27 protein-coding genes and 1 tRNA gene are annotated in these 26161 nt (G+C 61.4%); 23 read left to right on the forward strand and 5 right to left on the reverse strand.

The genetic code is table 11. The features are described from left to right. Positions 1-200: 200 nt before the first annotated feature. The 8 genes from coaD (at position 201) to hpaI (ending at position 6946) form a co-directional block, all read left to right on the forward strand. Positions 201-695, forward strand: a complete 495-nt coding sequence (gene coaD / locus ACLBKR_RS08320) for a pantetheine-phosphate adenylyltransferase (protein WP_112830284.1) — start codon at positions 201-203, stop codon at positions 693-695. 31 nt (positions 696-726) lie between these two features. Then, complete coding sequence (locus ACLBKR_RS08325; protein WP_113448455.1) at positions 727-1296, forward strand: peptidylprolyl isomerase; 570 nt, start codon at positions 727-729, stop codon at positions 1294-1296. A 30-nt stretch (positions 1297-1326) separates the two neighbouring features. After that, complete coding sequence (locus ACLBKR_RS08330) at positions 1327-1836, forward strand: peptidylprolyl isomerase (RefSeq protein WP_112830051.1); 510 nt, start codon at positions 1327-1329, stop codon at positions 1834-1836. Positions 1837-1911: 75 nt separating this feature from the next. Next, positions 1912-2997: a tRNA preQ1(34) S-adenosylmethionine ribosyltransferase-isomerase QueA gene (gene queA, locus ACLBKR_RS08335; protein ID WP_113448456.1), complete on the forward strand. Its 1086-nt coding sequence runs from the start codon at positions 1912-1914 to the stop codon at positions 2995-2997. Between the two features lie 4 nt (positions 2998-3001). Then, positions 3002-4132, forward strand: a complete 1131-nt coding sequence (gene tgt, locus ACLBKR_RS08340) for a tRNA guanosine(34) transglycosylase Tgt (protein WP_113442814.1) — start codon at positions 3002-3004, stop codon at positions 4130-4132. A gap of 130 nt (positions 4133-4262) precedes the next feature. Further along, entirely contained in the window at positions 4263-5480 is a 1218-nt protein-coding gene (locus tag ACLBKR_RS08345) for an MFS transporter (RefSeq protein ID WP_162758834.1), read from the forward strand. Continuing rightward, positions 5477-6040 carry a recombination regulator RecX gene (recX, locus tag ACLBKR_RS08350; protein WP_113439027.1) on the forward strand — a complete coding sequence of 188 codons (564 nt, stop codon included), beginning with the start codon at positions 5477-5479 and terminating at the stop codon, positions 6038-6040. The genes ACLBKR_RS08345 and recX overlap by 4 nt, the downstream gene beginning before the upstream one ends. A 99-nt stretch (positions 6041-6139) precedes the next feature. Further along, positions 6140-6946: a 4-hydroxy-2-oxoheptanedioate aldolase gene (gene hpaI / locus ACLBKR_RS08355; RefSeq protein WP_113339495.1), complete on the forward strand. Its 807-nt coding sequence runs from the start codon at positions 6140-6142 to the stop codon at positions 6944-6946. A gap of 47 nt (positions 6947-6993) precedes the next feature. Here the strand turns inward: hpaI and ACLBKR_RS08360 are convergent, their stop codons facing one another. Next, positions 6994-8232 (reverse strand): MFS transporter, encoded by a 1239-nt coding sequence (locus ACLBKR_RS08360; RefSeq protein ID WP_414901362.1) that lies wholly within the window; start codon positions 8230-8232, stop codon positions 6994-6996. Between the two features lie 69 nt (positions 8233-8301). On the opposite strand from ACLBKR_RS08360, the gene ACLBKR_RS08365 reads away from it, so the two are divergent. Next, complete coding sequence (locus tag ACLBKR_RS08365) at positions 8302-8742, forward strand: helix-turn-helix domain-containing protein (protein WP_414901753.1); 441 nt, start codon at positions 8302-8304, stop codon at positions 8740-8742. A 187-nt stretch (positions 8743-8929) separates the two neighbouring features. On the opposite strand, the gene ACLBKR_RS08370 is transcribed toward ACLBKR_RS08365, so the two are convergent. Continuing rightward, positions 8930-9859, reverse strand: a complete 930-nt coding sequence (locus tag ACLBKR_RS08370) for an AraC family transcriptional regulator N-terminal domain-containing protein (protein WP_414901755.1) — start codon at positions 9857-9859, stop codon at positions 8930-8932. An 83-nt stretch (positions 9860-9942) separates the two neighbouring features. Here ACLBKR_RS08370 and ACLBKR_RS08375 point away from each other — a divergent pair, with 83 nt between their 5' ends. Continuing rightward, positions 9943-10770: an oxidoreductase gene (locus ACLBKR_RS08375; protein WP_414901364.1), complete on the forward strand. Its 828-nt coding sequence runs from the start codon at positions 9943-9945 to the stop codon at positions 10768-10770. A gap of 78 nt (positions 10771-10848) precedes the next feature. Here ACLBKR_RS08375 and ACLBKR_RS08380 read toward each other — a convergent pair. Next, positions 10849-10938, reverse strand: a tRNA-Ser gene (locus tag ACLBKR_RS08380). A gap of 330 nt (positions 10939-11268) precedes the next feature. On the opposite strand from ACLBKR_RS08380, the gene ACLBKR_RS08385 reads away from it, so the two are divergent. The 7 genes from ACLBKR_RS08385 (at position 11269) to ACLBKR_RS08415 (ending at position 18686) form a co-directional block, all read left to right on the forward strand. Continuing rightward, positions 11269-12315, forward strand: coding sequence for a septal ring lytic transglycosylase RlpA family protein (locus ACLBKR_RS08385; RefSeq protein WP_112831453.1), 1047 nt, complete (start codon positions 11269-11271; stop codon positions 12313-12315). A gap of 56 nt (positions 12316-12371) precedes the next feature. Beyond that, positions 12372-13529 (forward strand): D-alanyl-D-alanine carboxypeptidase family protein, encoded by a 1158-nt coding sequence (locus ACLBKR_RS08390; RefSeq protein WP_113438221.1) that lies wholly within the window; start codon positions 12372-12374, stop codon positions 13527-13529. Between the two features lie 122 nt (positions 13530-13651). Continuing rightward, positions 13652-14344, forward strand: a complete 693-nt coding sequence (gene tmk, locus ACLBKR_RS08395) for a dTMP kinase (RefSeq protein ID WP_112831451.1) — start codon at positions 13652-13654, stop codon at positions 14342-14344. Further along, complete coding sequence (locus ACLBKR_RS08400; protein ID WP_112831450.1) at positions 14341-15369, forward strand: DNA polymerase III subunit delta'; 1029 nt, start codon at positions 14341-14343, stop codon at positions 15367-15369. The genes tmk and ACLBKR_RS08400 overlap by 4 nt, the downstream gene beginning before the upstream one ends. 139 nt (positions 15370-15508) lie before the next feature. Then, a complete protein-coding gene (gene metG / locus ACLBKR_RS08405) occupies positions 15509-17065 on the forward strand; it encodes a methionine--tRNA ligase (protein ID WP_112831449.1) in 1557 nt (518 codons plus the stop codon). A 5-nt stretch (positions 17066-17070) separates the two neighbouring features. Continuing rightward, on the forward strand, positions 17071-17853 hold the full coding sequence (locus ACLBKR_RS08410; RefSeq protein ID WP_112831448.1) for a TatD family hydrolase: 783 nt from the start codon (positions 17071-17073) through the stop codon (positions 17851-17853). Next, entirely contained in the window at positions 17850-18686 is an 837-nt protein-coding gene (locus tag ACLBKR_RS08415) for an MBL fold metallo-hydrolase (protein WP_414901368.1), read from the forward strand. The genes ACLBKR_RS08410 and ACLBKR_RS08415 overlap by 4 nt, the downstream gene beginning before the upstream one ends. Before the next feature lie 224 nt (positions 18687-18910). Here ACLBKR_RS08415 and ACLBKR_RS08420 read toward each other — a convergent pair whose 3' ends face one another. Then, the gene (locus ACLBKR_RS08420) at positions 18911-19843 is read right to left on the reverse strand and encodes a purple acid phosphatase family protein (protein ID WP_113485963.1); all 933 of its coding nucleotides are present in this window, start codon (positions 19841-19843) and stop codon (positions 18911-18913) included. A gap of 194 nt (positions 19844-20037) precedes the next feature. On the opposite strand from ACLBKR_RS08420, the gene ACLBKR_RS08425 reads away from it, so the two are divergent. Both ACLBKR_RS08425 and ACLBKR_RS08430 read left to right on the forward strand, forming a co-directional pair. Beyond that, entirely contained in the window at positions 20038-20163 is a 126-nt protein-coding gene (locus tag ACLBKR_RS08425; RefSeq protein ID WP_280519999.1) for a hypothetical protein, read from the forward strand. A gap of 141 nt (positions 20164-20304) precedes the next feature. Continuing rightward, a complete protein-coding gene (locus tag ACLBKR_RS08430; RefSeq protein ID WP_280520000.1) occupies positions 20305-20439 on the forward strand; it encodes a hypothetical protein in 135 nt (44 codons plus the stop codon). A gap of 13 nt (positions 20440-20452) precedes the next feature. Here the strand turns inward: ACLBKR_RS08430 and ACLBKR_RS08435 are convergent, their stop codons facing one another. Continuing rightward, entirely contained in the window at positions 20453-21907 is a 1455-nt protein-coding gene (locus ACLBKR_RS08435; RefSeq protein WP_113485980.1) for a cobyric acid synthase, read from the reverse strand. Between the two features lie 244 nt (positions 21908-22151). Here ACLBKR_RS08435 and ACLBKR_RS08440 point away from each other — a divergent pair, with 244 nt between their 5' ends. The 4 genes from ACLBKR_RS08440 to ACLBKR_RS08455 all read left to right on the forward strand — a co-directional run bounded on the left by ACLBKR_RS08440 (position 22152) and on the right by ACLBKR_RS08455 (position 26161). Continuing rightward, complete coding sequence (locus ACLBKR_RS08440; RefSeq protein WP_162757446.1) at positions 22152-22292, forward strand: hypothetical protein; 141 nt, start codon at positions 22152-22154, stop codon at positions 22290-22292. A gap of 671 nt (positions 22293-22963) precedes the next feature. Next, complete coding sequence (locus ACLBKR_RS08445) at positions 22964-23962, forward strand: ABC transporter substrate-binding protein (RefSeq protein WP_112831445.1); 999 nt, start codon at positions 22964-22966, stop codon at positions 23960-23962. A gap of 239 nt (positions 23963-24201) precedes the next feature. Continuing rightward, complete coding sequence (locus ACLBKR_RS08450) at positions 24202-25116, forward strand: ABC transporter permease (RefSeq protein WP_112831444.1); 915 nt, start codon at positions 24202-24204, stop codon at positions 25114-25116. Further along, positions 25109-26161 (forward strand): quaternary amine ABC transporter ATP-binding protein, encoded by a 1053-nt coding sequence (locus tag ACLBKR_RS08455; protein WP_113425808.1) that lies wholly within the window; start codon positions 25109-25111, stop codon positions 26159-26161. Before ACLBKR_RS08450 ends, ACLBKR_RS08455 begins: the two co-directional genes overlap by 8 nt.

The following is a 26161-nucleotide window of genomic DNA, read 5'->3' on the forward strand; positions in this document are numbered from 1 at the left end:
GGAAAAGGGACCTCAGATGGCTGGTTCCTGTGAACCAGTATCGCCATCATGCTCCCGTCCGGCTGAAGCCGCCTTGAATGCCGCATTCAGCGGCTGTTCATCTTCGCGACCTGTTTCCGAAGCTCGGGGAGCCGCGGCCAAATCACTTGCGGCGGGCGCTCTTCCGTGACAAAAGGCGTCGAGACAATGATCGGGCTGCCATGACGACCGCTTTTTATCCAGGTTCCTTCGATCCGATGACCAATGGTCACCTCGACGTGCTGGTCCAGTCGCTGAACGTCGTGTCGAAAGTGATCGTCGCGATCGGCATCCATCCCGGTAAGACGCCGCTGTTCAGCTATGATGAACGGGCCGAGCTGATCCGTCGTTCCCTGACGGATGCGTTGCCGGATCGGGCGGCGGATATCGATGTCGTCTCTTTCGACGGTCTCGCGGTGGACGCGGCGCGGCGCAACGGTGCCACCCTGCTTGTCCGCGGCCTGCGCGACGGCACCGATCTCGACTATGAAATGCAGATGGCCGGCATGAATTATCAGATGGCACCGGACCTGCAGACAATTTTCCTGCCTGCCGGGACGGCTTCCCGGCCCATTACCGCCACATTGGTTCGCCAGATCGCCGCCATGGGTGGCGATGTCAGCGCTTTCGTGCCGCCGGCGGTTTTGGCTGCCCTGAAATCGAAGCTCGGGCGCTGAGGCCCCTCTTGTTTTAGTCTGTGGAGTGACCATGAAACTCTTTCGTATTGCCGCCGCGCTCGTCGTGGCCTTCGCGACCGCTGGCGCGGTGAAAGCTGCTTCCAGCGACGATTATCTGACCATTCAGTTGAAGGACGGTCCGGTCGTCATCGAACTTCTTCCGGACGTCGCGCCGAAGCATGTCGCGCAGATCAAGGAACTCGCGAAGAAGGGCGAATACGACAATGTCGCCTTCCATCGGGTCATCGACGGCTTCATGGCCCAGACCGGCGACGTTCAGTTCGGCGACATGAATGATGGTTATGACGCAAGCCGCGCAGGCACGGGCGGTTCCAGCCTGGCGGATCTGCCGGCCGAGTTCTCCAGCGTTCCCTTCGAACGCGGCACCGTCGGCATGGCGCGCGCGCAGGACCCGAATTCCGCCAATTCGCAGTTCTTCATCATGTTCGCCGATGGCGGCTTCCTGAACGGCCAGTACACGGTCGTCGGCAAGGTCGTGGCGGGCATGGAATACGTCGACAAGATCAAGCGCGGTCAGGGCGGAAACGGCGAAGTCTCCGATCCGGATCGCATGATCAAGGTAACTGTCGGCAGAAACTGAGGGCCGAGGCCCACAACAGGGAGTAAATCAATGGCCGAGATCAAGGATCCGGAAAACACCATCATCATGGAAACCACGAAGGGTCGCGTCGTGATTTCCCTTTTCCCGGACCTGGCTCCCGGCCACGTCGCGCGGATCAAGGAACTGGCGCGCGAGGCCGCCTATGACGGTGTTGTCTTCCACCGCGTCATCGAGGACTTCATGGCCCAGACGGGCGACGTGCAGTTCGGCAAGCAGGGCTCCGACAGCTTCAACCCGGCTCGCGCCGGCATGGGCGGCTCCCAGAAGCCCGACCTGAAGGCCGAGTTCTCCGCCACCCCGCATGTGCGCGGCACCTGCTCGATGGCCCGTTCGCAGAACCCGAACTCCGCCAACTCGCAGTTCTTTATCTGCTTTACCGATGCCCCCTGGCTCAACAAGCAGTATTCGGTCTGGGGCCAGGTCATCGAAGGCATGGACGTCATCGATCAGATCAAGCGCGGTGAGCCTGTGCGCGATCCCGACTCCATCGTTTCGATGAAGGTTGCCGCTGACGCCTGATCGTCGGGAAAATCGGAGCCCGCCTCGGCGCTTTGCGCCCGGGCGGGTTTTCGCGTTTGATGAAATAGTGTTGCCATGCGTGTAGACGAATTCGACTTCGACCTTCCGGAAGAGAGTATTGCGCTGAGGCCCGCAAGCCCGCGCGATCATGCGCGCCTGCTGGTCGTGCGTCCCGATGGCGTTCCCATGTTGGAAGACCGGAACGTTTATGATCTCGACTCCTTCCTGAAACCCGGCGACGCGCTGGTCTTCAACGATACCAAGGTCATACCGGCACAGCTCGAAGGCGTTCGTTTGCGGGAAGGGGCGGAGCGCACGCCCGTCTTCTGCACCCTGCACATGCGCGTTGCCTCCAACCGCTGGCGGGCGTTTGCCCGTCCCGGCAAGCGCATCAAGGCCGGCGACCGCATCGAGTTCGGACACAGCGGCGAGACCTGCCTGCTCGGGACGCTTGCCGCGACAGTCTCGGAGAAGGGCGAGGCGGGCGAAATCGAGCTGGCCTTCGATCTGTCTGGTCCCGATCTCGACCAGGCGATTGCGGCGGTCGGTCATATTCCGCTGCCGCCCTATATCGCCGCCAAGCGGCCGGAAGACAGCCAGGACCGCAAGGACTATCAGACCATCTATGCGCGGGAAGAAGGTGCGGTGGCGGCACCCACCGCGGGTCTCCATTTCACGCCGGAGCTGTTCGAGAAGCTCGATGCCGCGGGCATTGAACGGCATTTCGTCACCCTGCATGTCGGCGCCGGCACCTTCCTGCCGGTCAAGGCAGACGACACCGCCGACCACAAGATGCATCACGAGATCGGCCATGTGCCGGCGAGGACCGCCTCCGCGCTGAATGCGGTCCGGCAACGCGGCGGGCGCATCGTTTGCGTCGGCACGACGTCGCTGCGGCTCCTGGAAAGCGCTGCGACCGAAGCGGGCGAGGTGCGTGCCTGGTCCGGCGCGACCGATATCTTCATCACTCCGGGCTATCGTTTCCGCGCCGTCGATGTCCTGATGACGAATTTTCACCTGCCGCGTTCGACGCTGTTCATGCTGGTTTCCGCCTTTGCCGGGCTCGACACCATGCGGGCGGCTTATGCCCATGCCATCGAAACCGGCTACCGTTTCTATTCCTACGGCGATTCCAGCCTGCTGTTCCGGAAAGACCCCTGAACCGATGCACGAGAAGTTCCAGTTCACCCTCAAAGCCACGTCCGGCAAGGCGCGCCTCGGCGAGATATCCATGCCGCGCGGTGTGATCCGCACGCCTGCCTTCATGCCGGTCGGCACGGTCGGCACCGTCAAGGCCATGTATCTCGATCAGGTCAGGGAAGGGGGCGCCGACATCATTCTCGGCAACACCTACCATCTGATGCTCAGGCCGGGTCCCGAGCGGGTCGCCCGGCTCGGCGGCCTGCATGAACTGATCCGCTGGCCGCACCCCATCCTGACCGATAGCGGCGGTTTTCAGGTCATGTCGCTGTCGGGGCTTCGCAAGCTCGACGAACAGGGCGTCACCTTCAAGAGCCATGTCGACGGCTCGATCCATCACATGTCGCCGGAACGTTCGATCGAGATCCAGGGCCTGCTGGACAGCGACATCCAGATGCAGCTCGATGAATGCGTCGCGCTCCCGGCCGAGCCCAAGGAGATTGAGCGCGCCATGGAGATGTCTCTGCGTTGGGCCGAGCGCTGCCGCGTCGCCTTCGGCGAGCAGCCGGGCAAGGCGATGTTCGGCATTGTCCAAGGTGGCGACGTTCCGGAACTACGCATCCGTTCGGCGGAAGGGTTGAGAGAGCTCGATCTCAAGGGTTATGCCGTCGGCGGTCTCGCGGTCGGCGAGCCGCAGGACGTCATGCTTGAGATGCTCGACATCACCCTGCCGGTGCTCCCCACGGAAAAGCCGCGTTACCTGATGGGCGTCGGCACCCCGGACGACATTCTGAAATCCGTGGCGCACGGCATCGACATGTTCGACTGCGTGATGCCGACCCGTTCCGGCCGCCACGGTCTTGCCTTCACCCGGCGCGGCAAGGTCAATATCCGCAACGCCCGCCACGCCGAGGACATGCGGCCGCTGGACGAGGAATCGAACTGCCCGGCGTCCCGCGATTATTCCCGTGCCTATCTTCACCACCTCATCCGCTCCAACGAGGCGCTTGGCGGCATGCTGCTGTCGTGGAACAATCTCTCCTATTATCAGGAGTTGATGCAGGGCATCCGCAAATCGATCGAAGAGGGCCGTTTTGCGGATTTCATGTCGGAGACCATGGAAATGTGGGCCAGGGGCGATATAGAGGCCCGCTGAGCGCGCTTTCGGAAAAGCGATTGACGGCCCTGGCGTTCCAGCCGCAGGGCGTGACGGGTTCCGGCACGGCGTCGCACGGAAATGCCGGACCTGCGGGGGGCTTGCCCGCGACCGCGCTTTGTGCGACGCAATGCAGAAACATTCGGTCTCCGACTTTCTCCATTCCGGTCCTCCCTCCATGCCTATTCTTGCGCCTCCGGCGCTGATCTTCTTTTGTAATTCGGTCCTTTTCATTTCGCTGTTCACCCGCCTTCCGAATATCCAGGCGGCGATGCAGGTGAACAAGGCGACGCTCGGCCTTGCCCTTCTCGGCGGTGCGCTCGGCACCGTACTTGCTCTGCCCATTGCCGGCAGGGTCAACAACCGGTTTTCGCCGCGGCGCACCGCCGCGCTCAGTCTGATGATCCTCAGCGTCGTCACGCCGCTGCTGGCGATGGTGCCCTATGCCGGTTTCGTTGTCTGCTTCGTCTTCTTCGCGTTCATCCGCACCATGCTCGACGTTGCGCAGAACATGATCTCGACCGGCATCGAGCAATCGAGCGGTGTCAAGGTCATCTCCCGCAGCCACGGCTTCTGGTCCGTCGGCCTGCTTCTGGGAACGATGGCGTCAGGCTGGGCGGCGGGGCAGGGCATGACACCCTTTGCCCATCTGGCCGTAATCGGCTTGCTGGTCTTCGCCTGCGCGCTCATCGTATTGCGGATCACGCCGGACGCGATGAGCGCGCAGGCGAAATCGGGTAGCGCGGCGCCGGTCTTCATCCGGCCGACCCGCGCCATCCTTCTGGTCGCGCTGATGCTGTTCGGTCTGGCCATCATCGAGGGCGCGATCTATGACTGGGGCATGTTTCTGATCCGCGAACGCGTGACGACCGACCCGGCAAGGGCAGGGCTTCTCTTTGCCTTCTTCACCATTGGCATGGGGGCCACCCGTCTTGCGGGCGACTGGCTGCGCGGGATCTTCCGGCCCTCGTTGCTGTTGCGCGCTTCGGCCGTTCTCGTCGCCGTGGGGCTCGGCATTATCCTCAACTTTGAAAATGAGTGGCTGGCGGCGATTGCGCTGGCTTTGATCGGTTGCGGTGTTGCCTTCAATTATCCTTTGGCGGTCTCCACTGTCATCTCTATGCGCAGCGTGAATTCCCCGGCGGAGAACCTTGCAGCACTGTCCATGGTGATGCTGGTTGCGACCATCGGCGTTCCGCCTTTGCTCGGCAGTATCGCCGAACTTTATGGCATCTCGACCAGCTTCGTGGCGATCCTGCCGCTGACGCTGCTGGCCTTCCTGATGGCGCCCGTGTCGGAGGGACGCGGGCTGCGGGAAGACGGCAATATCGGACAAGAGGCCCGATGAGCGGCACGGACGACGAGCAGACGGAAATGACGGAGCCGACCCCGCGCATGCTGGCCTGGGTGAAGAATTCCGCTGCTTATCGTTTGTCGCGCAAGATGATGACCGAGCACGAGCTTTCCACCGCGATTGCCCGCAAGGCGCGTCAGAAGTTCGAGGGCATTTCCGAAGCGCAGATCAAGGCGCTGTCGCTTGCCGCCGTGGAATTCGGCCGGCAGATACGCGCGCTGGACGATCTATCCTATGCCGAGGTAAGGGTGCGTTCCTCGACTGCTGCCGGTAAGTCGCGGCGTATCATTGCGCGCAGGCTCGCGGAAAAAGGCGTCGACCGCCAGATCATCGATAATGCGCTGGTCGATACGGATGATTTCCGCGCAGCGCTTGTCTTCGCGCGCAAGCGCGCGTTCGGCCCGTTTCGTCGTGTCGAGTTCGACGAGAAGCGCAAGGCCAAGGAACTCTCGGCTTTCGCGCGCAACGGCTTCAGTTTCGAATTCGGCAGCAGGATCATGGGAATGTCGCACGAGGAGGCTGAGGACTTCCTGGCAGAGTGGACCTCGGCCTGAATTCGCAGGCTGGTGTTCGTTTCCCCGAATAGGAACCGTGACGGGAAAGGTGTAGACCGTCTTCGGGCCGATGCGACAACCAGATTCGAGGATATTCCCATGCCTGCGCCGAAAAATCATTTCAAACAGGCTCTTAAGGAAAAGCGCACGCAGATCGGTTTCTGGCAGGCGCTTGCCAATCCCTATACCGTGGAGATATCCGCAGGCGTCGGTTACGACTGGCTTCTGATCGATGGAGAACACGCTCCCAACGATATCCCGACGATGGTCGCGCAATTGCAGGCGATGAAGGGGTCGAAAAGCCACGCGGTAATCCGCCCGCCGATCGGCGAGACCTGGATCATCAAGCAGTTGCTCGATATCGGCGCCCAGAGCCTGCTGGTGCCCATGGTGCACGGCAGGGAACAGGCGGAGGCGATGGTACGGGCGGTCCGCTATCCGCCCCACGGGGTACGCGGTGTCGGCGCGGCGATCGCCCGTGCCTCGGATTTCAACCGCATCGAAGACTACGTTCAGACCGCCAATGACGAGATCTGCCTTCTGCTGCAGGTCGAGAGCCGCGCCGGCCTTGCCGCGCTTGACGACATTGCCTCGACCGAAGGCGTGGACGGTGTCTTCATCGGTCCGGCCGATCTGGCTGCAGACCTCGGATATCTCGGCAATCCCGGTGCGCCGGAGGTGCAGGAGGAGGTCGAGAAAGCGATCCTGAAGATCCAATCGCACGGCAAGGCCGCCGGCATCCTCATCGGCGATCTGGCGCTGTCGAAGCGTTACGTCGAACTCGGCGCGACCTTCGTCGCCATCGGCAACGACGTGACGCTCTTCGCGGAAGCCGCAGCCAGACTGCTCGCCGACTTCAAGTCGACCGAGGCCGCGAAGGGCACGGCCGACGCGAAGGTTTACTGAGCCTGTTGCACAGGATAAGTGCTGGCCGGCGGCGCTGGTGATGGTGGTCAACGCGAACGTTTGTCGGGATTGTAAACTCCAAGCGCGACGGCGATGGCGACGAGCATCATCATTCCGGCCACCAGGAAAGTAAGTCGCATCCCCGCCGCAATGGCTGAACCGGTCGCTTTGGCGAATTCTTCGGTCCCGACTCCGACGGCGAAGACGGCCCCCATCAGCGATGCGCCCGCGATCAGGCCGATATTGCGCGACAGGTTAAGCGTCCCGGAAACCGTACCGCGTCGATCCTTCGGTACGTCCGCCAGCGCAGCCGTGTTGTTGGCGGATTGAAAGAGCTGGTAACCTGGCGTCAGGACGGCGATGGACAATAAATAACCGGCAACGCCTGTCATGTTGGGCAACAACGCCAGCATGAACGCCCCGACAGCCAACAGCATCAGCCCAATGGCAAGCACGCGGTTGCTTCCCCAGGAATCGACGAGCCGGCCGGATGGAATCCCGCTGAAGATGGAGATCATCGGACTGACCGCCATGACAAACCCGACATGGCCGGCCGTCAGGCCGAGACCGAGGCTGAGATAAAAGGGGCCGACCACCAGCGTCGTCATCATGACGGCGGCAACAAGTATATTGACGACGAGGTTGGGCACGAGGCTCCGATTTATCCCCGACCACAGGCTTGCAGACGGCGCTTTTCCCTTAATCGTATGGTGCGGCAGAGTCTTGATGGCGAGGACCAACGCAAGAACCGCCAATGGTATCTGCACCCAGAAAATGCCGCGCCATCCTGTTATCGGGATCAGCAGGCCGCCGAGCGTCGGGCCAAGTGCCGTCCCCAGCGCAGATACCGTGCCGAGCAGGCCCATTGCCCGCCCGATACGGGCCTCGCTCGCCGTCTGGCGCATCAGAGCCATGGCGAGCGTCATGAGGAAGGCGGCACCGACGCCTTGCAGCGTCCGCGCGCCGATCAGCAGCCACAGGTTCGGCGCGAGCGCGCAGAGCAGCGACGCTGCAGCGAAGACGATCAGACCGACCACGAGCATCGGTTTCAGCCCGTAAGTGTCGCCAAGCCGGCCGGCGACGACGACCGAAACCGTGAGCGCTGCGAGATAGGCGACAACGACCGCCTGCACCTGTGAGAAAGGCGCTGAAAATGCCTCCGCCAGCATGGGCAGCGCGATATTGACGATACTGGTGCCGAGTGATGCCAGCAGCATGGCAAGCGCCAGCGTGGTCGTGATTCCCGATTGCGCGTTCGTCGATGAGCGCGGTTTTGTCTGTTCCATCCTATTGTCCTCTTGCTTGAAATTCGGTTCGGGAGCAGGCTGCCACTTCAAGTCAACTTGAGGTCAAGCATGAAATTTCTGGATATAGGAGAGGTCGCGGCGCGAAGCGGAATGAAACCCTCCGCGCTACGCTACTATGAGGAGACCGGACTGATTTCCTCGGTTTCCCGGCACGGACTGCGGCGGCAGTTCCCGCCGGAAGTGCTGCTGCAACTTAAGCTCATCGCTATGGCAAAGTCGGCGGGTTTTTCGCTTGAGGAAATTGCCGGCATGTTCGGCCGAAACGGCATGCCGGAATTGCCGCGTGACGTGTTTCGCGAAAAGGCCGCTGAAATCGATCGGCAAATCCACGAATTGTCCGCGTTGCGTGACACGCTCCGCCACGTCGCCGATTGCCGGGCGCCTTCACATATGGAGTGCCCGAGCTTTCGGCGATTGCTGGATGCGGTGGGCAAGCCCGAAGGAAAGCGCCATCAAGCGGGGAGAAGGGCATATCGTTCGCAATTGTGAACTGCTGAACGGGGGGCATCGACAGATGAACATGCGAGTCATGACATTGTGGTCAACCTTTGATCCCCAAGCCTTAGCCAATTCGAATTGCGGCATGGTGGAAGCCGAACGCCACCTGTCCACAGCCTCAAACCGTTCAAGGTGGCCGAGCCACGTTCCTACCGATGGCGCTTTTGGCGAAGACACGTCACGAGAGTTCGCCTAGATGCTGTCGTACCCATCTGGCCTCCTCCGACGCTGTGCGCTGGAAATGTCGTTTGAAATCCCGGCTGAACTGAGCGGCACTGGCGTACCCGACCGCCCCCGCAACCTCGGCGATCGATTTGTCCCGCCGGGCGATCATCAGCCTTGCCTCGTGAAGCCGCATCGCCTTCACATACTGAATGGGACTGCTGCCGGTCAGGGCTTTGAAGTGAACGTGGTAGGATGGCACGCTCATGCCCGCCTCGTTCGCCAGCGCGGCAACCGAGATGCCGGAACCGTAGTTCTCGCGCAACCAGGCGAGGCTCCGCACGATCCTGCCGGATGTGCCCTGCTGTTGCAGGGCCGCAATCATCGCACCGCCCTGCGGCCCGACGAGAACCCGGTAATGTAACTCGCGCAGGATGGCAGCCCCGAGAACGGCGGCTTCAAGCGGATCATTGAGCGCCAGCAGCAGACGCTGCACGACATCCTCGATATCGCGCTCCATTCTGCTCGATACGAGTCCTCGTGCCTTGGCGATCTCCGGTCCGGGCTGCGCTTCCGCCACTGCCGAGGCGATCTCGGCGGCCAGCGCCATGTCAAACTCAACATAGACCGCCAGCAAGGGATATTCCGGACTGGCTGCGGATTCCATCCGAAAAGGAACCGGCACCGACACGGCCAGATAATGTTCCGCGTCATAGCGGTAGACCTCACCGTCGAGCATGCCCTGCTTGCGGCCCTGCAACACGAAAACCGCCCCCGGCTTGTAGAGCACGGGCACATCGTGAAGCACTGCCTCGCTCCTGAGGATGCGAACTCCGTTGAGGCGTGTCGGGTTGTAACCGTGGTTCGGCGCAAGCGACGCGGCCAGCGCCGCCAGCGCGGGGCGTTCAGGAGAGCTTTTCCCGAGCGTCATAGGATCTGACAAGATGTTCATAGGTATTGCGATGGTTTCTCGCCGTTCCGAAGATTATTCATCAAAACGATAGAGCAAACAGGATCGAGAGAGCAATCATGCCGCGCAAGACTTTTTTCATTACTGGGGCCAACTCCGGCTTCGGCCTCGCAATCGCGACGTCCGCAAGCCGTCAAGGTCATCAGGTGGTCGGCGCCGTCCGCACCGAAGACGCGCGCGCCTTTCTCGCGAGCCACCTGCCGACGGTCCGATCCGTTCTGTGCGATGTAACGGAATTCGACCGTATTGCCGACATCGCGCAGCAGGTCGAGGAGGATTACGGGCCCGTGGACGTGTTGATCAACAACGCCGGATACGGCCATGAGGGGACTCTCGAAGAGTCGCCCCTGGAGGAGATGCGGCGTCAGTTCGATGTGAACGTCTTCGGCGCCGTCGCGGTCGCCAAGGCGTTCCTTCCGCGCTTCCGTGAAAGACGCGGCGGGTTCATCGTGAACGTGACCTCGATGGGCGGCATGATTACCATGCCTGGCATTGCCTATTATTGCGGAAGCAAGTTCGCCCTTCAGGGGATATCCGAAGTCATGCGCGCGGAGATGGCGCCGTTCGGCGTGCATGTCACCACGCTTTGCCCAGGCTCCTTCCGAACCGATTGGGCCGGGCGCTCGATGGTTCGAACCGAACGTTCGATTGCGGACTATGACGCCCTGTTCGATCCGATCCGTGAGGCGCGCAAGGCCAGGAGCGGGAAGCAGCCCGGCGATCCGGAAAAGCTCGCTGCGGCGGTTTTGGCGCTGGTCGAATCCGGCAACCCGCCGCCGCAACTCCTGCTCGGCAGCGATGCTGTCCGTCTCGTGTCAGACAGAATCGAACGTCTGAAGCAGGAGATCGAGGACTGGAAGCCACTCAGCGTTTCAACCGACGGCTGACCCCATCGGCCGTTGCTCTACGGCAAAAAGGAAAAACCGGCAGCGTGTGCTGTTGAAAGCAGGCCGGATGAACCAAGGTGGCGGATGGGGTGGGATTCGAACCCACGGTAGGCTCTCACCTACGCCGGTTTTCAAGACCGGTGCCTTAAACCGCTCGGCCACCCATCCGGACGTTCGCGTTATGCGCAAAGCCACGGCACTTGGCAAGCCGGATTTACATCCGGCTCGAACGAACGGCGGCGCGAACCCATTTGCGATCCGTGACGAGCCCGCGGTGGAAGAGGTGGCCAGTAACAGTCCGGGTTATCGGCCTGTTTTATTTACCGGACATTTACCATGAATGCAGAATGGCGGCGCAACTCACAGATTTTTCGCAATTCCGCCACGTTGTCAAAGCTTTCTTCTTACCGTTGCAGATAGCCAGTCGGGTGGAAACGGCGTTTCTTCCCGGCAGCGGCAGGGGACGCCGCGGCGAGACTTGTTGAATAAGTGGGACACATGAAAATCAGGACAGGCGGCGGATCTTTGGTCATCGGAGCCAAATGGCTCGCTTTGTCGCTTCTTTGCGTTTCCATTGCTTCATGCTCCACCACCGACGGCGGAAAAAAGCCGAAAAAGCACGGCAAGGAATACTTCTCCGAATCGGAATACGGCGTGAAGGCGAGCCCGCGTCTCGTCGCCAGCGGCCCGGTGCCCAAGGGCGGCGGTCGCTATATGGTCGGCAAGCCTTACACGGTGAAGGGCAAGGTCTACGTTCCCAACGACAATCCGGATTATGACAAGGTCGGCGTCGCTTCCTGGTACGGCTCGGCCTTTCACGGTCGCCTGACGGCGAACGGCGAGCTCTACGACCAGTACTATCTTTCCGCCGCGCATCCGACGCTGCCATTGCCGAGCTATGCGCGTGTGACCAATCTCGAAAACGGCAATTCCGTCATTGTTCGCGTCAACGACCGTGGCCCGTTCCATTCGGATCGCATCATCGACCTCTCCAACAAGACTGCCGATATGCTCGACATGGCCCATAGCGGCACCGGCAAGGTTCGCGTGCAGTATGTCGGTCCGGCGCGCATGGATGGCAACGACATGCCGTACCTGATGGCGTCCTACAGCAAGAAGGGGGATCGCTTCCCCAGCGTCAATCCGCAGGGCCAGATCGCCAGCGGCGTCATGGTCGCTTCCGCCCAGAACTCCATGCCGCAGAGCATGACGCTGCAGGCTCCGGCGATCCAGACGAGCCTCGCCGGTCCGACGCCGTCCGGCAAGCCTGTTCCGGCTGCAACGGCCTCCGTTGCGGCGGCTGCGGCTTTCGACCAGTTCGTGCTCCTGCCTGAGATCGGCCCCATGCCCTATCCGCGGCCGCTCGATGGCCACTATCTGCGCCTGCCTGCCGGTGTCCCCGCGGCCGCCTATGCGGAAGGCTCCGTCGTTCCTCGTTCTGCGCTTGCCTTCGACGCCATTATGGTGCGCAATGACGGCCTGACGGAAGCATCGATTCTCGCTTCGGTCAGACGCGGCGGCACGAAGCTCTCGGGCGGTCGCTGAGCGCTATCGTCGAGTATGCCTGCCGCAGATGCAGGCAGGAGCAGCAGAAGAGGACCATGCGACAGAGCCTTGCCCTTGCCGTCCTCCTGCTGGGCTTCTTCCTTCCGATCGGCGTCATGGCGCAAAAAGCGCCGCTCCAGACCTTCGAAACCAAGGCCACGCAGGTCCTGATGGTCGAGGCCTCGACGGGCACGGTGTTGCTCTCCAAGGGGGAGGATCAACCGTTCCCGCCCGCGTCGCTTGCCAAGATGATGACGCTGGAAGTGGTCTTCGACGCCCTGAAGCGTGGCGAGATCGGCCTCGATACGGTCTATCGGGTGTCGGAGCATGCCTGGCGCACCGGCGGCGCTCCCTCGCGCACGTCGACGATGTTCGCCGCGTTGAAGTCGGATATCCGCGTGGAAGACCTGATAAAGGGGATCGCCGTTCAGATGGCCAATGACGGCTGCATCATCCTTGCCGAGGGCATGACGGGAAGCGAGGAAAAATTCGCCGAACGCATGAATGAGCGGGCAAGGGCACTCGGTTTGACGGGCAGCCATTTCGCCAACTCGACGGGCCTTCCCCATCCGGACAACCGGACGACCTTGTCGGACATGGTGCGCCTGGCGCGTCATCTGCAGGCGACCTATCCGGATTTCTACCGGTTGCTGTCGCAGCCGGAATTCGAATGGAACAGGATCCTCCAGCGCAATCGCAATCCCATGCTGGCATCCGGCGCCGACGGCCTTGCCACGGGCTTTGCGGAGGGTGCCGGCTATTCCATCGTGACGTCGGCGCAACGCCAGGGCAGGCGGCTTTTCCTGGCAATGAACGGTGTCGCCAGCGATAAGGAACGCACCGAGGAAGCCAACCGGTTGCTGGATTGGGGGTTCACGACCTTCGAGATGCGCAGCCTGTTCAAGGCGGGAGAAACCGTCGGCGAGGCGAGCGTCTATGGCGGCGACAAGGGCAAGGTGGCTCTCGTGACACCGATTCCGGTCGATGTTTATGTGCCGGTCAACAACCCCGAACGGCTGCAGGCGCGGATCGTCTACCAGTGGCCCTTGCGGGCTCCGGTCGTGGCGGGTGCCGATGTCGGCAGGCTCACGATCTATTCGGGAGAGCGCCGCCTGCGGGAGCTCGCATTGAAGAGCGCCGAACCCGTGGGCGAGGGGAGCTTGCGGCAGAAGGCCTTCGACGCCCTCTTCGAGCTCATGTTCTTCTGGCTCTGACCGGACAGGGATTTTTGCAGGCCGGTTTGCAGGCCGGTTTGCAGTTTAACTGGTATGGCGATTGCGCTATTGAGGCATAGTCTACCTATATTAGCTTTTATTCGCGAAGGGCGGAGCAGAGAGTGTCGACCGGTAAGGGATTGTTCGTGAGTTTCGAGGGCGGAGAGGGGGCCGGCAAGTCCACCCAGATCCGCCGGCTCGCCGACGCGCTCCGTCGCCGCGGCCTCGATGTCATCACCACGCGCGAGCCTGGCGGGTCGGCTGGAGCGGAGGCTTTGCGCCATGTCTTGCTCTCGGGCGCCGCCGAGGCCTATGGCGTGCGGATGGAAGCGCTTCTTTTCGCCGCCGCACGCAACGACCACGTCGAGACAGTGATCCGGCCGGCGCTTTCCAAGGGGTTTGTCGTGCTGTGCGACCGGTTCATGGATTCGTCGCGTGTCTACCAGGGGGTGACAGGCAATCTGGAACAGGATTTCATCGATGCGCTGGAACGGGTCGCCGTCGACGGCGTCGTGCCGGACCTGACGCTGATCTTCGACCTGCCGGCTTCCGTCGGGCTCGAACGTGCGCGCGGGCGGCTGCAGCCGCATCTCGGCAGCGCCAGCGAGCCGGACCGCTTCGAGAAGGAAGAGGTCGAGACCCATGAAAAGCGGCGCCAGGCCTTTCTCGATATCGCCGCCGCCTTTCCGGAGCGTTGCCGCGTCATCGATGCCCAGCGTCCCGTCGCCGATATCGGCGAACAGGTGCTCGGCCTGATCGAGCCGCTCCTCGCGCGCCCGTCGCCCGTCGTCACAGAGCAGGTCGGCGCCCAATGAGTGAAGAACGCTACGGCGTGCTGGAAGGCGCCATCGCGCCGGCATTGAACACGAAGCTCTTTGGCCATGCGGAAGCGGAGGATTTTCTCGCCAGGACCTACAGGTCGGGCAAGGGTCACCATGCCATCCTGATCGAAGGGCCGGAAGGAATAGGCAAGGCGACGCTTGCCTTCCGCTTTGCCAACCACGTTCTCTCCCATCCCGATCCGCTGAACGCGCCGGAGCGGATCGCCGATCCCGATCCTCAGTCATCCGTCAGCCGGCAGATCGCGGGCGGCGCCAGCCACAATCTGCTGCACCTGACGCGGCCGGTCGACGAGAAGACGGGCCGCGCCAAGAGCGCGATCACGGTCGATGAGGTCCGGAGGGCAGGGCACTTCTTCTCGCAGACCTCGGGTACCGGCAACTGGCGCATCGTCATCATCGATCCGGCGGACGATCTCAACCGCAACGCTGCGAACGCTATTTTGAAGATCCTTGAGGAACCGCCGAAGCGGGCGATGTTCCTCGTGCTTTCCCATGCGCCGGGACGCCTTTTGCCGACGATCCGTTCCCGCTGCCTGCCGCTGAAGCTTGGCGCGCTTTCGGAGGATGCCATGCGCCTGGCGCTTGGCCAACTCGGTCTTTCGATCGGCGAGGCGCAGGCGGGGGCCGTCTTGTCGTTGGCCAAGGGAAGCGTGGCCCAGGCGCTTAAGATCGTCAACTACGGCGGTGCGGATATCATCGAAGCTTTCGAGAAGATCCTCTCGGGAGAAGGCCCGGCCGCGCGCAAGACCATGCACCAGCTTGCCGATGCCTTGAGCGGCAAGGACCGCGACGTCGCCTTCGGTTTCTTTTCTGAACATCTGAGCGAATACCTGGTGGAAACCGCTCGGCGGCTGGCGCTTGCCGGCGATCTTGGCCGGGCGGAACGCTATGCGCGCCTGTCGACCTCGATCAACGAGCAGTTCGCAACGGCCGGCGCCTACAATCTCGACCGCAAGCAGACCATCCTCGATGCGCTGACCGCGATTTCAGGGGCTTGAATTCCAGGGGATCGCCGCGACATATGCGCGGGCGCCACGCCTGCCGTTCGCAAAACTTGCTGTTTCTAAAGGCGCAAGAATGCTCTAAGAGCGGCATGATTTCATAAAAGCGCAATCGACGCGGACAACAAGATCAGCCATGACCGAAAAGTTCTACATCACCACCGCCATCGCCTATCCGAACGGCAAGCCGCATATCGGCCACGCCTACGAGCTGATCGCGACCGACGCCATTGCGCGGTTCCAGCGGCTCGACGGAAAGGATGTCTTCTTCCTGACCGGAACGGACGAACACGGCCAGAAGATGCAGCAGACGGCAAAGGCAGAGGGTATCTCGACCGAAGAACTGGCCGAACGGAATTCCAACGAATTCCGGGCGATGGGCAGGATGCTGAACTCGTCTAACGATGATTTCATCCGCACGACCGAGGCCCGCCACCACGAGGCATCGCAGGAAATCTGGAAACGGATGGCCGCCAGCGGCGACATCTACAAGGACAGCTATGCCGGCTGGTACTCCGTTCGCGACGAGGCTTATTACGCCGAGGACGAAACCGAACTGCGCGCCGATGGCGTTCGCTACGGACCGCAGGGCACGCCGGTAGAATGGGTGGAAGAGGAGAGCTATTTCTTCAGGCTTTCCGCCTATGAGGAGAGGCTGCTGAAGCTTTACGAGGAGCAGCCCGATTTCATCGGCCCGGTCGAGCGGAAGAACGAGGTCGTTTCCTTCGTCAAGTCGGGCCTCAAGGACCTTTCGATCTCGCGCACGACGTTCGACTGGGGCATCAAGGTGCCGGACGATCCGAAGCACGTCATGTATGTCTGGGTCGATGCGCTGACCAACTATATCACGGCCACCGGCTATCTGACGGATCAGAGCGGTCCTCGGGCGAAATACTGGCCGGCCGACGTTCATATCATCGGCAAGGACATTATCCGCTTCCACGCCGTCTACTGGCCGGCCTTCCTGATGTCCGCCGGCCTGCCGCTGCCGAAGAAGGTTTTCGCCCACGGCATGGTGCTGAACAAGGGCGAGAAGATGTCCAAGTCGCTCGGCAACGTGGTCGATCCGGCGAACCTGGTGAACCATTTCGGTCTCGACCAGATGCGCTATTTCCTGCTGCGCGAAGTCTCCTTCGGACAGGACGGCAATTACAGCGAGGAAGCGATCGCGACCCGCATCAATGCTGACCTCGCCAACGGCATCGGCAACCTCGCCAGCCGTTCACTGTCGATGATCGTCAAGAACTGCGAGGCGAAGATCCCGGAGCCGGGCGAACTGACGGACGCCGACAAGGCCATGCTGGCGACCGCAGACGCGATGATCGCCACCTGCCGCGAAGAGATGAGCCGTCTTGCGCTGCATAAGATCGTTGCGACGATCATGGGCACGGTGAACGAAGCCGACCGCTATTTCGCCGCACAGGAGCCCTGGGTTTTGCGCAAGACCGACACGGCCCGCATGGCGACCGTGCTCTACGTCACGGCCGAGGTGGTGCGCCAGATCGCCATCCTGTTCCAGCCGATCATGCCGGCCTCATCGTCCAAGCTGCTCGATCTCGTCGCGGTGCCGGAAGACAGGCGCAGCTTCGCCTTCCTCGGCGAGGCAGGTCGACTGACGCCTGGAACCGCGCTGGAAGCTCCGGCACCGGTTTTCCCGCGTTACGTGGCGCCTGAGCCGGACGCGAAGGCTTGACCGCCATGCTGATCGATACCCATTGCCATCTCGACTTTGCCGACTTCGACGCGGAGCGCGATGAACTGGTTGCGCGGGCGCATGCGGCGGGCGTCGCGCAGATGGTGACGATCTCGACCCGCGTGCGGAAACTCGACACGCTACTGGCGCTTACCGAGCGTTTTCCGACCGTGTTCTGCTCGGTCGGAACCCATCCGAACAATGCGGATGAAGAACTGGATATTACCACCGAGGATCTGGTTCGGCTGTCGGCTCATCCGAAGGTGGTCGCGATCGGTGAAGCCGGCCTCGATTATTTCTACGACACCCAGAAGCCCGAGGATCAGAAGACAGGACTTCTGCGCCATATCGCGGCGGCGCGTGAAACCGGATTGCCGCTGGTCATCCATAGCCGCAGCGCCGATGACGACATGGCGGCTATCCTGACGGAGGAAACAGGGAAGGGGGCCTTCCCCTTCATCCTGCACTGCTTCTCCTCCGGCGAAGCGCTGGCGAAGACCGGCGTCGAACTCGGCGGCTACGTCTCCTTCTCGGGCATTCTGACCTTCCCGAAATCGACCGAACTGCGCGATATCGCCAAAGGATTGCCGCTCGACCGGCTGCTGGTCGAAACCGACGCACCGTATCTCGCGCCGAAGCGCTGGCGCGGCAAGCGCAACGAACCGTCATACGTGGTCAACACCGCCGAAGTGCTGGCGGAAACCATGGGTGTAAGCTTCGAAGAGATGGCCCGGATCACGACCGACAACGCATTCCGCATCTTCTCCAAGATGCCGAGGCTTGCATGACTTATCGCCAGCGCTTCACCATCCTCGGTTGCTCGTCGTCTCCGGGCGTACCGCGCATCAACGGAGACTGGGGCGCATGCGATCCGAACAACCCGCGCAACCGACGTACGCGCGCGTCTTTTCTGATTGAGCAGATCGGTCCCGACGGCGGTGTCACGACCGTGGTGGTCGACACAGGACCGGATTTCCGCGAACAGATGATCGCAGCCCGCGTCCAGCATATCGACGCCGTGTTCTATACTCACGCCCATGCCGACCACCTGCACGGCATCGATGACCTGCGCGGCTATTTCGTCACGCAGAACCGGCGGATTCCGATCCATGCCGAGCCCGAGACCATGCGACGGATTCGCCAGGGTTTCGGCTATTGCCTCGAAACGCCTGATGGCAGCAATTATCCGCCGATCGTCGAACCGGTCGAGATTGTCGATCTGGATAAACCGATCGAGATCGCCGGTGCCGGCGGCACCGTTCGCCTGCAGCCACTGGTCCAGCAACACGGTGACATCGTTTCACTCGGCCTCAGGATCGGAGATGTGGCTTATTGCTGCGACGTCAGCGCATTTCCGGAGGAAACCGTCGCAAGACTTGGCGGGCTCTCGGTGCTGATTATCGATGCCCTGCAATACCGGCACCATCCGAGCCATTTTTCGCTCGAACAGGCGCTTGGCTGGATCGAGCGCCTCAGACCCGCGCGTGCCATTCTCACGCATATGCACGTGCCGCTGGACTATGAAACTGTCCTGGCGGAGACGCCGCCGCATGTCGAACCGGCTTACGATCGGATGGCATTCGAGGTGGAGAGTACAGTTTCCGCCGGTAGTTTCGCTTGAAGTTATGAGCGCATATCACTGATTTCATTGAATTATATTTGCGAACCAGGCTTCACTCAACGTTGCTGGCTGTTGGCTGGGTACCAGGCTGAATTGTAACGCATAAGTTCCATAATCTATCTTATGCGATTTTAGTCTGTCGTCGAAACGGCGCCCGAACTTGCCCCGATCCTTCCGTCGCCGCCTCTTTGGAATTGCCAATCCGATAAGTTTCGCGATCTGGCTCAGGCCTTGCCGAATGCCGGGATTTCTTCCGTGTGGAGAATGGCAGCGTCTTCGTCGAAGAAAGTCGCGGTTGCCCGCGTCTCCTCGATTTCCACCAGCAGGAAGCCAAGTCTGGATGCGGAAAACGTGTCGTCGACATGGCTCGTGATCGGACGCGTGCGGGAACCGGCGCCCGATACCAGATAGCTGACCGGACCGCTCCTGATCGCCTCGAGATCGTGGTCGTGACCGCTCAGATAGATCTGCGCGCCGTATTTTTCCATCAGTGGCTTGACCCGCTCGATCAGGATCGCCGTGTCACCGTGCTCGCCTCCGGAGAATATCGGGTGATGCCCGACCAGGATCTTCCAGCTCGCCTTGCTTTCGGCCAGCGAGGTTTCCAGCCATTCGAGCTGTTTTGCCGGATCCCTCTCCAGATTGGTCATCCGCTCCCACCAGGATGCCTCCTTGAGCGGCTCTGTGTCGAGGAAGAAGAAGTCCGCCGACGCCGCGAGCGTCAAGGCCTTGCCGATGCTGTAATAGGCCGACGGCATATTCCAGCGCGTGCTCTTGGCGCTGTAATCGATCTCGGCCTGGATACTGCCGCCGTGATCGTGATTGCCGAGGACCACATACCAGGGACACTGAAGCGAGGGGGCGGAATAGATGTTCTCGAAAGCGTTCTGCCAAAGTGCGTCGGATACGTCCTTCACGCCTCTTTCATAGAAATTGTCGCCGGTGGAGATGACGAACGAAATCCGCGCCTGCTCCGCCACCTTGGCCATGGCACCCGCCACCTTGAGTGCGGCGGCGTGGTTGTCGGGCTCGCCCCAGTCACCCACGACGAGGAAGGAAAGCTTCCCGTCGGCGGCCAGCGTCGGTTTCGCGCGAAAAGAACCTGCTGCAAGAAGACCGGCGAAACCGGCCAGCATTGAACGACGGCTGAATTGCATGACGCCTGCCTCCGGAAAAGGCGCCTCTTCCCGCGCCCTGACGCTGCTGTTCCGCTAAGATAATGTCGAATTCGTGTTTATACGAGGCTTGCCATCTGGCGCAATCGCCGGCGACACACCAGATACAAGCGATGAGAGCCTCCGATTGCCGGCGGCCGCAACGGACCTTGAGTGGCAGCCGAGGGCAAGGACAGATGCGCGCCATTGTAATCGTCATCATCGCGTCGATATTGAGCATTCTCTTGTTCAAATATTCCAACAACCAGATCGGCCAGGCCGAACTGCTTGCCTCGCCCATGGAAGCCGCAGGCCCCCGTTAGGAAACGTTCCGTTACTCCGGAGGCGCGAAACACCTGTCCTCGCGGACTTTAAAAGCCGATTGCATTGAATTTTAGCGAGTGATTTAGCGGGGTCGGAACCGGTCCTGCGGTAATCATGGCGTTGCTCGAAGGTAAGGGGCAATGCGAGACATGAGAGCCATTTTCGTCGTGCTGATCGCTTTGGTGCTCAGCATTCTGATCTTCAAATATTCCGATAATTCGCTCGGAACCGGCGAGTTGCTCGCCTCGCCCGTCGACATTGCCACGCGCTCCTGAGTGCGCGCCGCCCTCACCCCATCAATGTCGTCAGCCATTCGGCCGACAGTCTCTCCTCCAGTTCGACGGCAACCGCATCCAGTGCCGCCTCCACCTCTTCGCGATAGTTGCCGATGCCGGCCGCAATACCGAAACTTTGGAGGAGTCGGGCACGGTAGAGGTCGCTTGAAAACAGTCCGTGCAGATAGGTGCCGCTGATCCGGCCATCGGGCGAAACGGCTCCGTCCGGCCGGCCGTCGATGACCACGCTGGGTCTCGCGCAATCCGGTCCCCGGGTGATGCCGAGATGGATTTCGTATCCGGAAAGCGGGGCGTCGTATTCGAGCGACCGCGCGGTACTGTTGCGAACCGTCTTTTCCGGTGCCATCTCCGTCTCGATGTCGAGCAGGCCGAGGCCGGCCACGGTCCGCCTTTCCCCCTCAAGGCCGAGCGGGTCCGAGACCGAGCGTCCGAGCATCTGGTAGCCGCCGCAAATGCCGATCACGCGGCCGCCCCGCCGCACATGGGCAGCAAGGTCGACATCCCAACCCTGCGCACGGAAATCCTCGAGGTCCCCGATTGTCGCTTTAGATCCCGGAATGATGACCAGGCCGGCGTCGGCAGGCAGGCGCTCTCCCGGACGAATGAAGACGAGTTCGATCTGCGGTTCGGCGGCAAGCGGATCGAAATCGTCGAAATTGGCGATGCGCGAAAGGACCGGCACCGCAATCTTCAGGGCGCCCCCCTTGCCTGCCGTCAGCCGTTCGAGCACCACTGAATCCTCCGCCGGAAGGCGGCCCGCGGCCTTCAGCCATGGCACGACACCCAGGCACGGCCAGCCGGTGAACCGGCCGATCGCCTCTATGCCGTCGGCGAAAAGCGACATGTCGCCCCGGAACTTGTTGATGATATAGCCGGCGATCTGCCGTCGGTCCTCTTCGGGAAGGATGGTGTGGGTGCCGACCAGCGAGGCAATGACGCCACCGCGATCGATGTCGCCCACGAGCACGACCGGAACCCCTGCGCGGACGGCAAAGCCCATATTGGCGATATCCCCTGCCCTCAGATTGATCTCCGCAGGTGAGCCGGCGCCTTCCACGATAACGAGATCGGCTCCGCGCCGGACATGTTCATAGCTTTCCATCACGGCATCGAGCAACTGCGGCTTGAGCCTCTGATAATCCCGCCCCTTCGCCTGCCCGAAAACCCTGCCCTGCACGATGATCTGGCTGCCCGTTTCCGACTGGGGTTTGAGAAGAACCGGGTTCATGTGCACCGAGGACGGCACCCGCGCGGCCATCGCCTGTAGCCATTGCGCACGACCGATCTCGCCGCCGTCGTCCGAAACGGCGGCGTTGTTGGACATGTTCTGTGGCTTGAATGGCCGCACCTTGAGCCCGCGATTGGCCGCAAGCCGGCAAAGTCCTGCGACCAGTATCGTCTTTCCGACATCGGAGCCGGTTCCCTGCAGCATGACAGCCTTGCTCATCGCGTTTCTTTCCTGTTTCTCGCAGATCGCAAAGTCATTGTTCTGCCATGTTTTAGCCGCGCCGTTGCGCCGAAGATTAACGTTGCGGCGATGCTGCGGCAGCTTGCCGCCGACGCTTGCAGGCCGGTTGTCATTTTGCGACATCGAGTGCCGACATCAGCCACAATCGCGTCGCGAAAGAGGATTATGAGCCTGATGGAAAAGACAACACAAGGCCGATGGCCGCATGCCCGGAGGACATCCAATGCTTTATATCCTGCACAACAAGAATGGCCTGAACATCGCCTGGAACGGCCGCGCTCCGAAGAACGCCTCGCGGCTGCACTGGGAAGAGCTTGTCCCGCGGAGGGCGATGTTCGCCGGACGCAACGGTCGATCCAAATAATCGATCCGGTTCGAGGCCTTGTCCGGACGGACGAACAAAAAAACGGCGCGACCTGACGGTTCGCGCCGTTTTTTGGAGAACTCAAGCACCCCGGTACGCAAAACCAGATCCGGGGCGCAGGCGGCAAAAACGCGCCGCGTGGGATAACAATTAGCCGCCTCGCGGTTACCCAAGCGTTATTTTTTCGCGCTTGCCGACAGTTTTTTTCGTTTTTTTGAGATGCTGCTTCAGACCGTCGGACGGCCTGGAAAATGCCGTTTGTGGAACAGATAAAGTCTCTTTTCGCAGCGCATTTTCACAGCCGTGCGTTCCTGGAGGGCCGTCCGCCTATCTCTTGTGCTGTCTGCAATGTTCTGTAACGGCAATTTGAAGCAAAATGAGGCGTTACAAGGGCTTGCGACATGTGCGGCCCGGTCCGGCCGCTGTCCCGGGAGGTTGATTTCTTCCGGGGAACCCGTAGGCTGACTGCGGTTGCCCTACGGCTGGAACGGGCTGCATCTCCATCCGATGCGCCCCAACGATAATCGCCGATGCAGCCATGCGGAAGCCCAGCCGTTCTTGACCCGGCTGTGCGGCCTGCCCTCTCGCAATTGGCCTGATCGGGAAGCGCAGTAGCCCGACATGCCCGTCCAGAATGCTGCAAGAGAATTAAGACTGGGAGGTCTTAAACCATGAAGAAGCTCCTCGCCTCCACTATCCTCGCCGCCGGCCTCTATGCGGCTGCCGGGTCCGCCCAGGCTGCCGAGTGCGGCGATGTCTCCATCGCGGAAATGAACTGGGCATCGGCGGGCGTTGCCGCCTATGTCGACAAGATGATCCTTGAAAGCGGCTATGGCTGCAACGTGACCGTTGTGACCGGCGACACCATGCCGACCTTCACTTCGATGAACGAGAAGGGCGAACCGGATATCGCTCCGGAACTTTGGGTGAACGCCGTGCGCACGCCGCTCGATGCAGCGATCGGCGAAGGCCGCCTGCTCCAGCTCGCCCCGCTTCTGAGCGACGGCGGCGTGGAAGGCTGGTGGATCCCGAAATTCCTCGCCGACGCTCATCCGGACATCAAGACCGTGCAGGATGCGCTGGCCCATCCGGAACTCTTCCCTGCACCGGAAGATCCGTCCAAGGCCGCCGTGACGAACTGCCCGTCGGGCTGGAACTGCCAGATTTCCACCGCCAATCTCTATAAGGCGCTCGGCGCCAAGGAAAAGGGATTTGAACTGATCGATACCGGCTCGGCCGCCGGTCTCGACGGCTCGATCGCCAGCGCCTTCGAAAAGAAGACCGGCTGGCTCGGCTACTACTGGGCACCGACCGCCATCCTCGGCAAGTACGAAATGGTCAAGCTGTCCTTCGGCGTTGAGCATGACAAGGCCGAATGGGACAAGTGCACTGCCGTTCCGGATTGCCCAAATCCGAAGGTCAATGCCTATCCGGTCTCTGACGTCTTCACCGTCGTCACCAAGCAGTTCGCCGATAAGAACGCCGTGGCCATCGACTATCTGAAGACCCGCAAGTGGGACAACCAGACCGTCGGCAAGGTTCTGGCCTGGATGGACGAAAACCAGGGTACCAACGAGGATGCTGCTAAGTATTTCCTCGAAAACTACGGTGACATGTGGACCACCTGGGTCAGCCCGGAAGTCGCCGAAAAGGTCAAGGCAAGCCTCTGATCGCCAGAAATCGGGACGGGTGCCGGTTGGCGCCCGTCCGGTCTTGCTTCGCAGGCGCATGGCCGCTTTACCGCCATTCAGGCGCCTGCAAGGTCGCAGACAGCACAAATTCCCGATTGGGAATGCTTTAAGGAATTGTCTGTGGTCTTTCCCGTTTTTCGCGGCGGTCGCGAAAAGGCGGTCAGGCTTCCGTTACGAGAAGCCACCCGTCGTTGGATGGGGTAAAAAAGGGGAACAAGATGGCTACAGCTATTTGCAGTTACCTCCCGGAACTGCTCTGCAAATTTCCGTCGATCGACGAAAACCTCATGCGTGAATTCAAGAAGACGGTGGATACCGGCTTCAAGGGCTTCGTGCGCAGCTATGGCGATGTTCTCGACACGGCGCTCGATCCGCTGCAATGGTTCCTGAACTGGCTTCAGAACCTTTTCGTCGACACGCCATGGTTCATCTTCCTGCTGGTGCTGACGACGATCGTCTATCTCGCCAGCCGCAATATCAGGATTACCCTGGGCACGGCGCTTTCCATGATCGTCATCGGTCTTGTCGGATTGTGGCAGGACACCATGATAACGCTTGCCATGGTCACCGTCTGCACCCTGATCTCGATCGTGATCGGCATTCCGATCGGCATCGTGATGGCGCGGTCGAACCGGGTGCAGGGTTTCATCAACCCGATCCTCGACGTCATGCAGACCATGCCGAGTTTCGTCTACCTGATCCCGGTCGTCATGATCTTCGGGATCGGCAAGGTGCCGGGTCTCATCGCCGTCGTGATCTATGCGGTTCCGCCGATGATCCGCCTCACCAATCTCGGTATCCGGCTGGTCGATAAGGAGGTCCTCGAGGCTGCAGATGCTTTCGGCTCCTCCCCCGGACAGAAGCTCAAGAACGTGCAGATCCCGTTGGCGTTGCCTACCATCATGGCCGGCATAAACCAGACGATCATGATGTCGCTCGCCATGGTCGTGGTGGCCTCGATGATCGGGGTCGGCGGCCTGGGCAAGAACGTTCTGCAGGCCATCACCAATCAGTTCTTCACCATCGGCTTCCTGAACGGCTTCGCCCTGGTTGCCATCGCCATCATCTTCGACCGGACGAGCCAGGCTTACGGCAAGCGGCTCCAGAAGCATACGGAGGTCATCCATGGCTAGTCAGGGCATAGAAATCCGCGGCCTCTACAAGATATTCGGGCCTCGTGGCGGCGACTATATCGACGCTGTCTACCGTGGCATGTCCAAGGCCGAGCTCAACGAGACCCACGGGCATGTTCTCGGTCTCAAGGACATCAATATCTCGATGCCCGGCGGCGGAATCACCGTCGTCATGGGCCTCTCCGGCTCGGGCAAGTCGACGCTTATCCGCCATATCAACAGACTGATCGATCCGACGGCCGGCGAAGTGCTCTACGACGGCGTCGATATCTGCCGGATGAGCCAGCAGGAATTGCGCGAGTTCCGTCGCCACAAGACGGCGATGGTCTTCCAGAAATTCGCGCTCCTGCCGCATCGCACCGTGCTGGAGAATACGGTCTACGGGCTCGATATCCAGGGCGTGGACCGGTCGGTCAGCGAAAAGACCGCCCGCCACTGGATCGAGCGGGTCGGTCTTGCAGGCTTCGAGCGACATTATCCCAACCAGCTCTCAGGCGGCATGCAGCAGCGTGTGGGCCTCGCCCGGGCGCTGACCAACAATGCGGATATCCTGCTGATGGACGAGGCCTATTCCGCTCTCGACCCGCTGATCCGTGTCGACATGCAGAGCGTCTTGCTCGACCTCCAGCAGGAACTGAAGAAGACCGTCGTCTTCATCACCCACGATCTCGACGAGGCTTTGCGGCTTGGCGACAAGATCGCCATCCTTCGCGATGGCGAGGTCATCCAGCAGGGAAGCGGCCAGGATATCGTCCTGTCCCCGGCGGATGATTATATCACCGCCTTCGTCAAGGAGGTGAACCGTGGCCGCGTCATCCGGGTAAGCACCATCATGGCGCCGCTCTCCGGTCCACCGCAAGGTCCTGCCCTCGACGGGGCGACGGTTCTGGAAGCCGCAGCCAAGTTGATGACCGGCGCTGGCCAGACGGTCGCCCATGTGGTCGATGCCTCGGGCCACCCCGTCGGCGCTGTCGACCTGCAGGCGATCATTTCGGCCATGGTGACGCCGAGCACTCATCTCGACCGGCCGATCGCCGCCGAATAG

The organism is Paenirhizobium cremeum, from assembly GCF_047553425.1.
GTDB classification, from domain to species: Bacteria; Pseudomonadota; Alphaproteobacteria; order Rhizobiales; family Rhizobiaceae; genus Allorhizobium; species Allorhizobium cremeum.

Excerpts from the sequence above, each read along its gene's own strand:
- coaD (WP_112830284.1), top strand. The coding sequence starts at position 201 with ATGACGACCGCTTTTTATCCAGGTTCCTTCGATCCGATGACCAATGGT.
- ACLBKR_RS08325 (WP_113448455.1), top strand. The coding sequence starts at position 727 with ATGAAACTCTTTCGTATTGCCGCCGCGCTCGTCGTGGCCTTCGCGACC.
- ACLBKR_RS08330 (WP_112830051.1), top strand. The coding sequence starts at position 1,327 with ATGGCCGAGATCAAGGATCCGGAAAACACCATCATCATGGAAACCACG.
- queA (WP_113448456.1), top strand. The coding sequence starts at position 1,912 with ATGCGTGTAGACGAATTCGACTTCGACCTTCCGGAAGAGAGTATTGCG.
- tgt (WP_113442814.1), top strand. The coding sequence starts at position 3,002 with ATGCACGAGAAGTTCCAGTTCACCCTCAAAGCCACGTCCGGCAAGGCG.
- ACLBKR_RS08345 (WP_162758834.1), top strand. The coding sequence starts at position 4,263 with ATGCAGAAACATTCGGTCTCCGACTTTCTCCATTCCGGTCCTCCCTCC.
- recX (WP_113439027.1), top strand. The coding sequence starts at position 5,477 with ATGAGCGGCACGGACGACGAGCAGACGGAAATGACGGAGCCGACCCCG.
- hpaI (WP_113339495.1), top strand. The coding sequence starts at position 6,140 with ATGCCTGCGCCGAAAAATCATTTCAAACAGGCTCTTAAGGAAAAGCGC.
- ACLBKR_RS08360 (WP_414901362.1), bottom strand. The coding sequence starts at position 8,232 with ATGGAACAGACAAAACCGCGCTCATCGACGAACGCGCAATCGGGAATC.
- ACLBKR_RS08365 (WP_414901753.1), top strand. The coding sequence starts at position 8,302 with ATGAAATTTCTGGATATAGGAGAGGTCGCGGCGCGAAGCGGAATGAAA.
- ACLBKR_RS08375 (WP_414901364.1), top strand. The coding sequence starts at position 9,943 with ATGCCGCGCAAGACTTTTTTCATTACTGGGGCCAACTCCGGCTTCGGC.
- ACLBKR_RS08385 (WP_112831453.1), top strand. The coding sequence starts at position 11,269 with ATGAAAATCAGGACAGGCGGCGGATCTTTGGTCATCGGAGCCAAATGG.
- ACLBKR_RS08390 (WP_113438221.1), top strand. The coding sequence starts at position 12,372 with ATGCGACAGAGCCTTGCCCTTGCCGTCCTCCTGCTGGGCTTCTTCCTT.
- ACLBKR_RS08400 (WP_112831450.1), top strand. The coding sequence starts at position 14,341 with ATGAGTGAAGAACGCTACGGCGTGCTGGAAGGCGCCATCGCGCCGGCA.
- metG (WP_112831449.1), top strand. The coding sequence starts at position 15,509 with ATGACCGAAAAGTTCTACATCACCACCGCCATCGCCTATCCGAACGGC.
- ACLBKR_RS08410 (WP_112831448.1), top strand. The coding sequence starts at position 17,071 with ATGCTGATCGATACCCATTGCCATCTCGACTTTGCCGACTTCGACGCG.
- ACLBKR_RS08415 (WP_414901368.1), top strand. The coding sequence starts at position 17,850 with ATGACTTATCGCCAGCGCTTCACCATCCTCGGTTGCTCGTCGTCTCCG.
- ACLBKR_RS08420 (WP_113485963.1), bottom strand. The coding sequence starts at position 19,843 with ATGCAATTCAGCCGTCGTTCAATGCTGGCCGGTTTCGCCGGTCTTCTT.
- ACLBKR_RS08425 (WP_280519999.1), top strand. The coding sequence starts at position 20,038 with ATGCGCGCCATTGTAATCGTCATCATCGCGTCGATATTGAGCATTCTC.
- ACLBKR_RS08430 (WP_280520000.1), top strand. The coding sequence starts at position 20,305 with ATGCGAGACATGAGAGCCATTTTCGTCGTGCTGATCGCTTTGGTGCTC.
- ACLBKR_RS08435 (WP_113485980.1), bottom strand. The coding sequence starts at position 21,907 with ATGAGCAAGGCTGTCATGCTGCAGGGAACCGGCTCCGATGTCGGAAAG.
- ACLBKR_RS08440 (WP_162757446.1), top strand. The coding sequence starts at position 22,152 with ATGCTTTATATCCTGCACAACAAGAATGGCCTGAACATCGCCTGGAAC.
- ACLBKR_RS08445 (WP_112831445.1), top strand. The coding sequence starts at position 22,964 with ATGAAGAAGCTCCTCGCCTCCACTATCCTCGCCGCCGGCCTCTATGCG.
- ACLBKR_RS08450 (WP_112831444.1), top strand. The coding sequence starts at position 24,202 with ATGGCTACAGCTATTTGCAGTTACCTCCCGGAACTGCTCTGCAAATTT.
- ACLBKR_RS08455 (WP_113425808.1), top strand. The coding sequence starts at position 25,109 with ATGGCTAGTCAGGGCATAGAAATCCGCGGCCTCTACAAGATATTCGGG.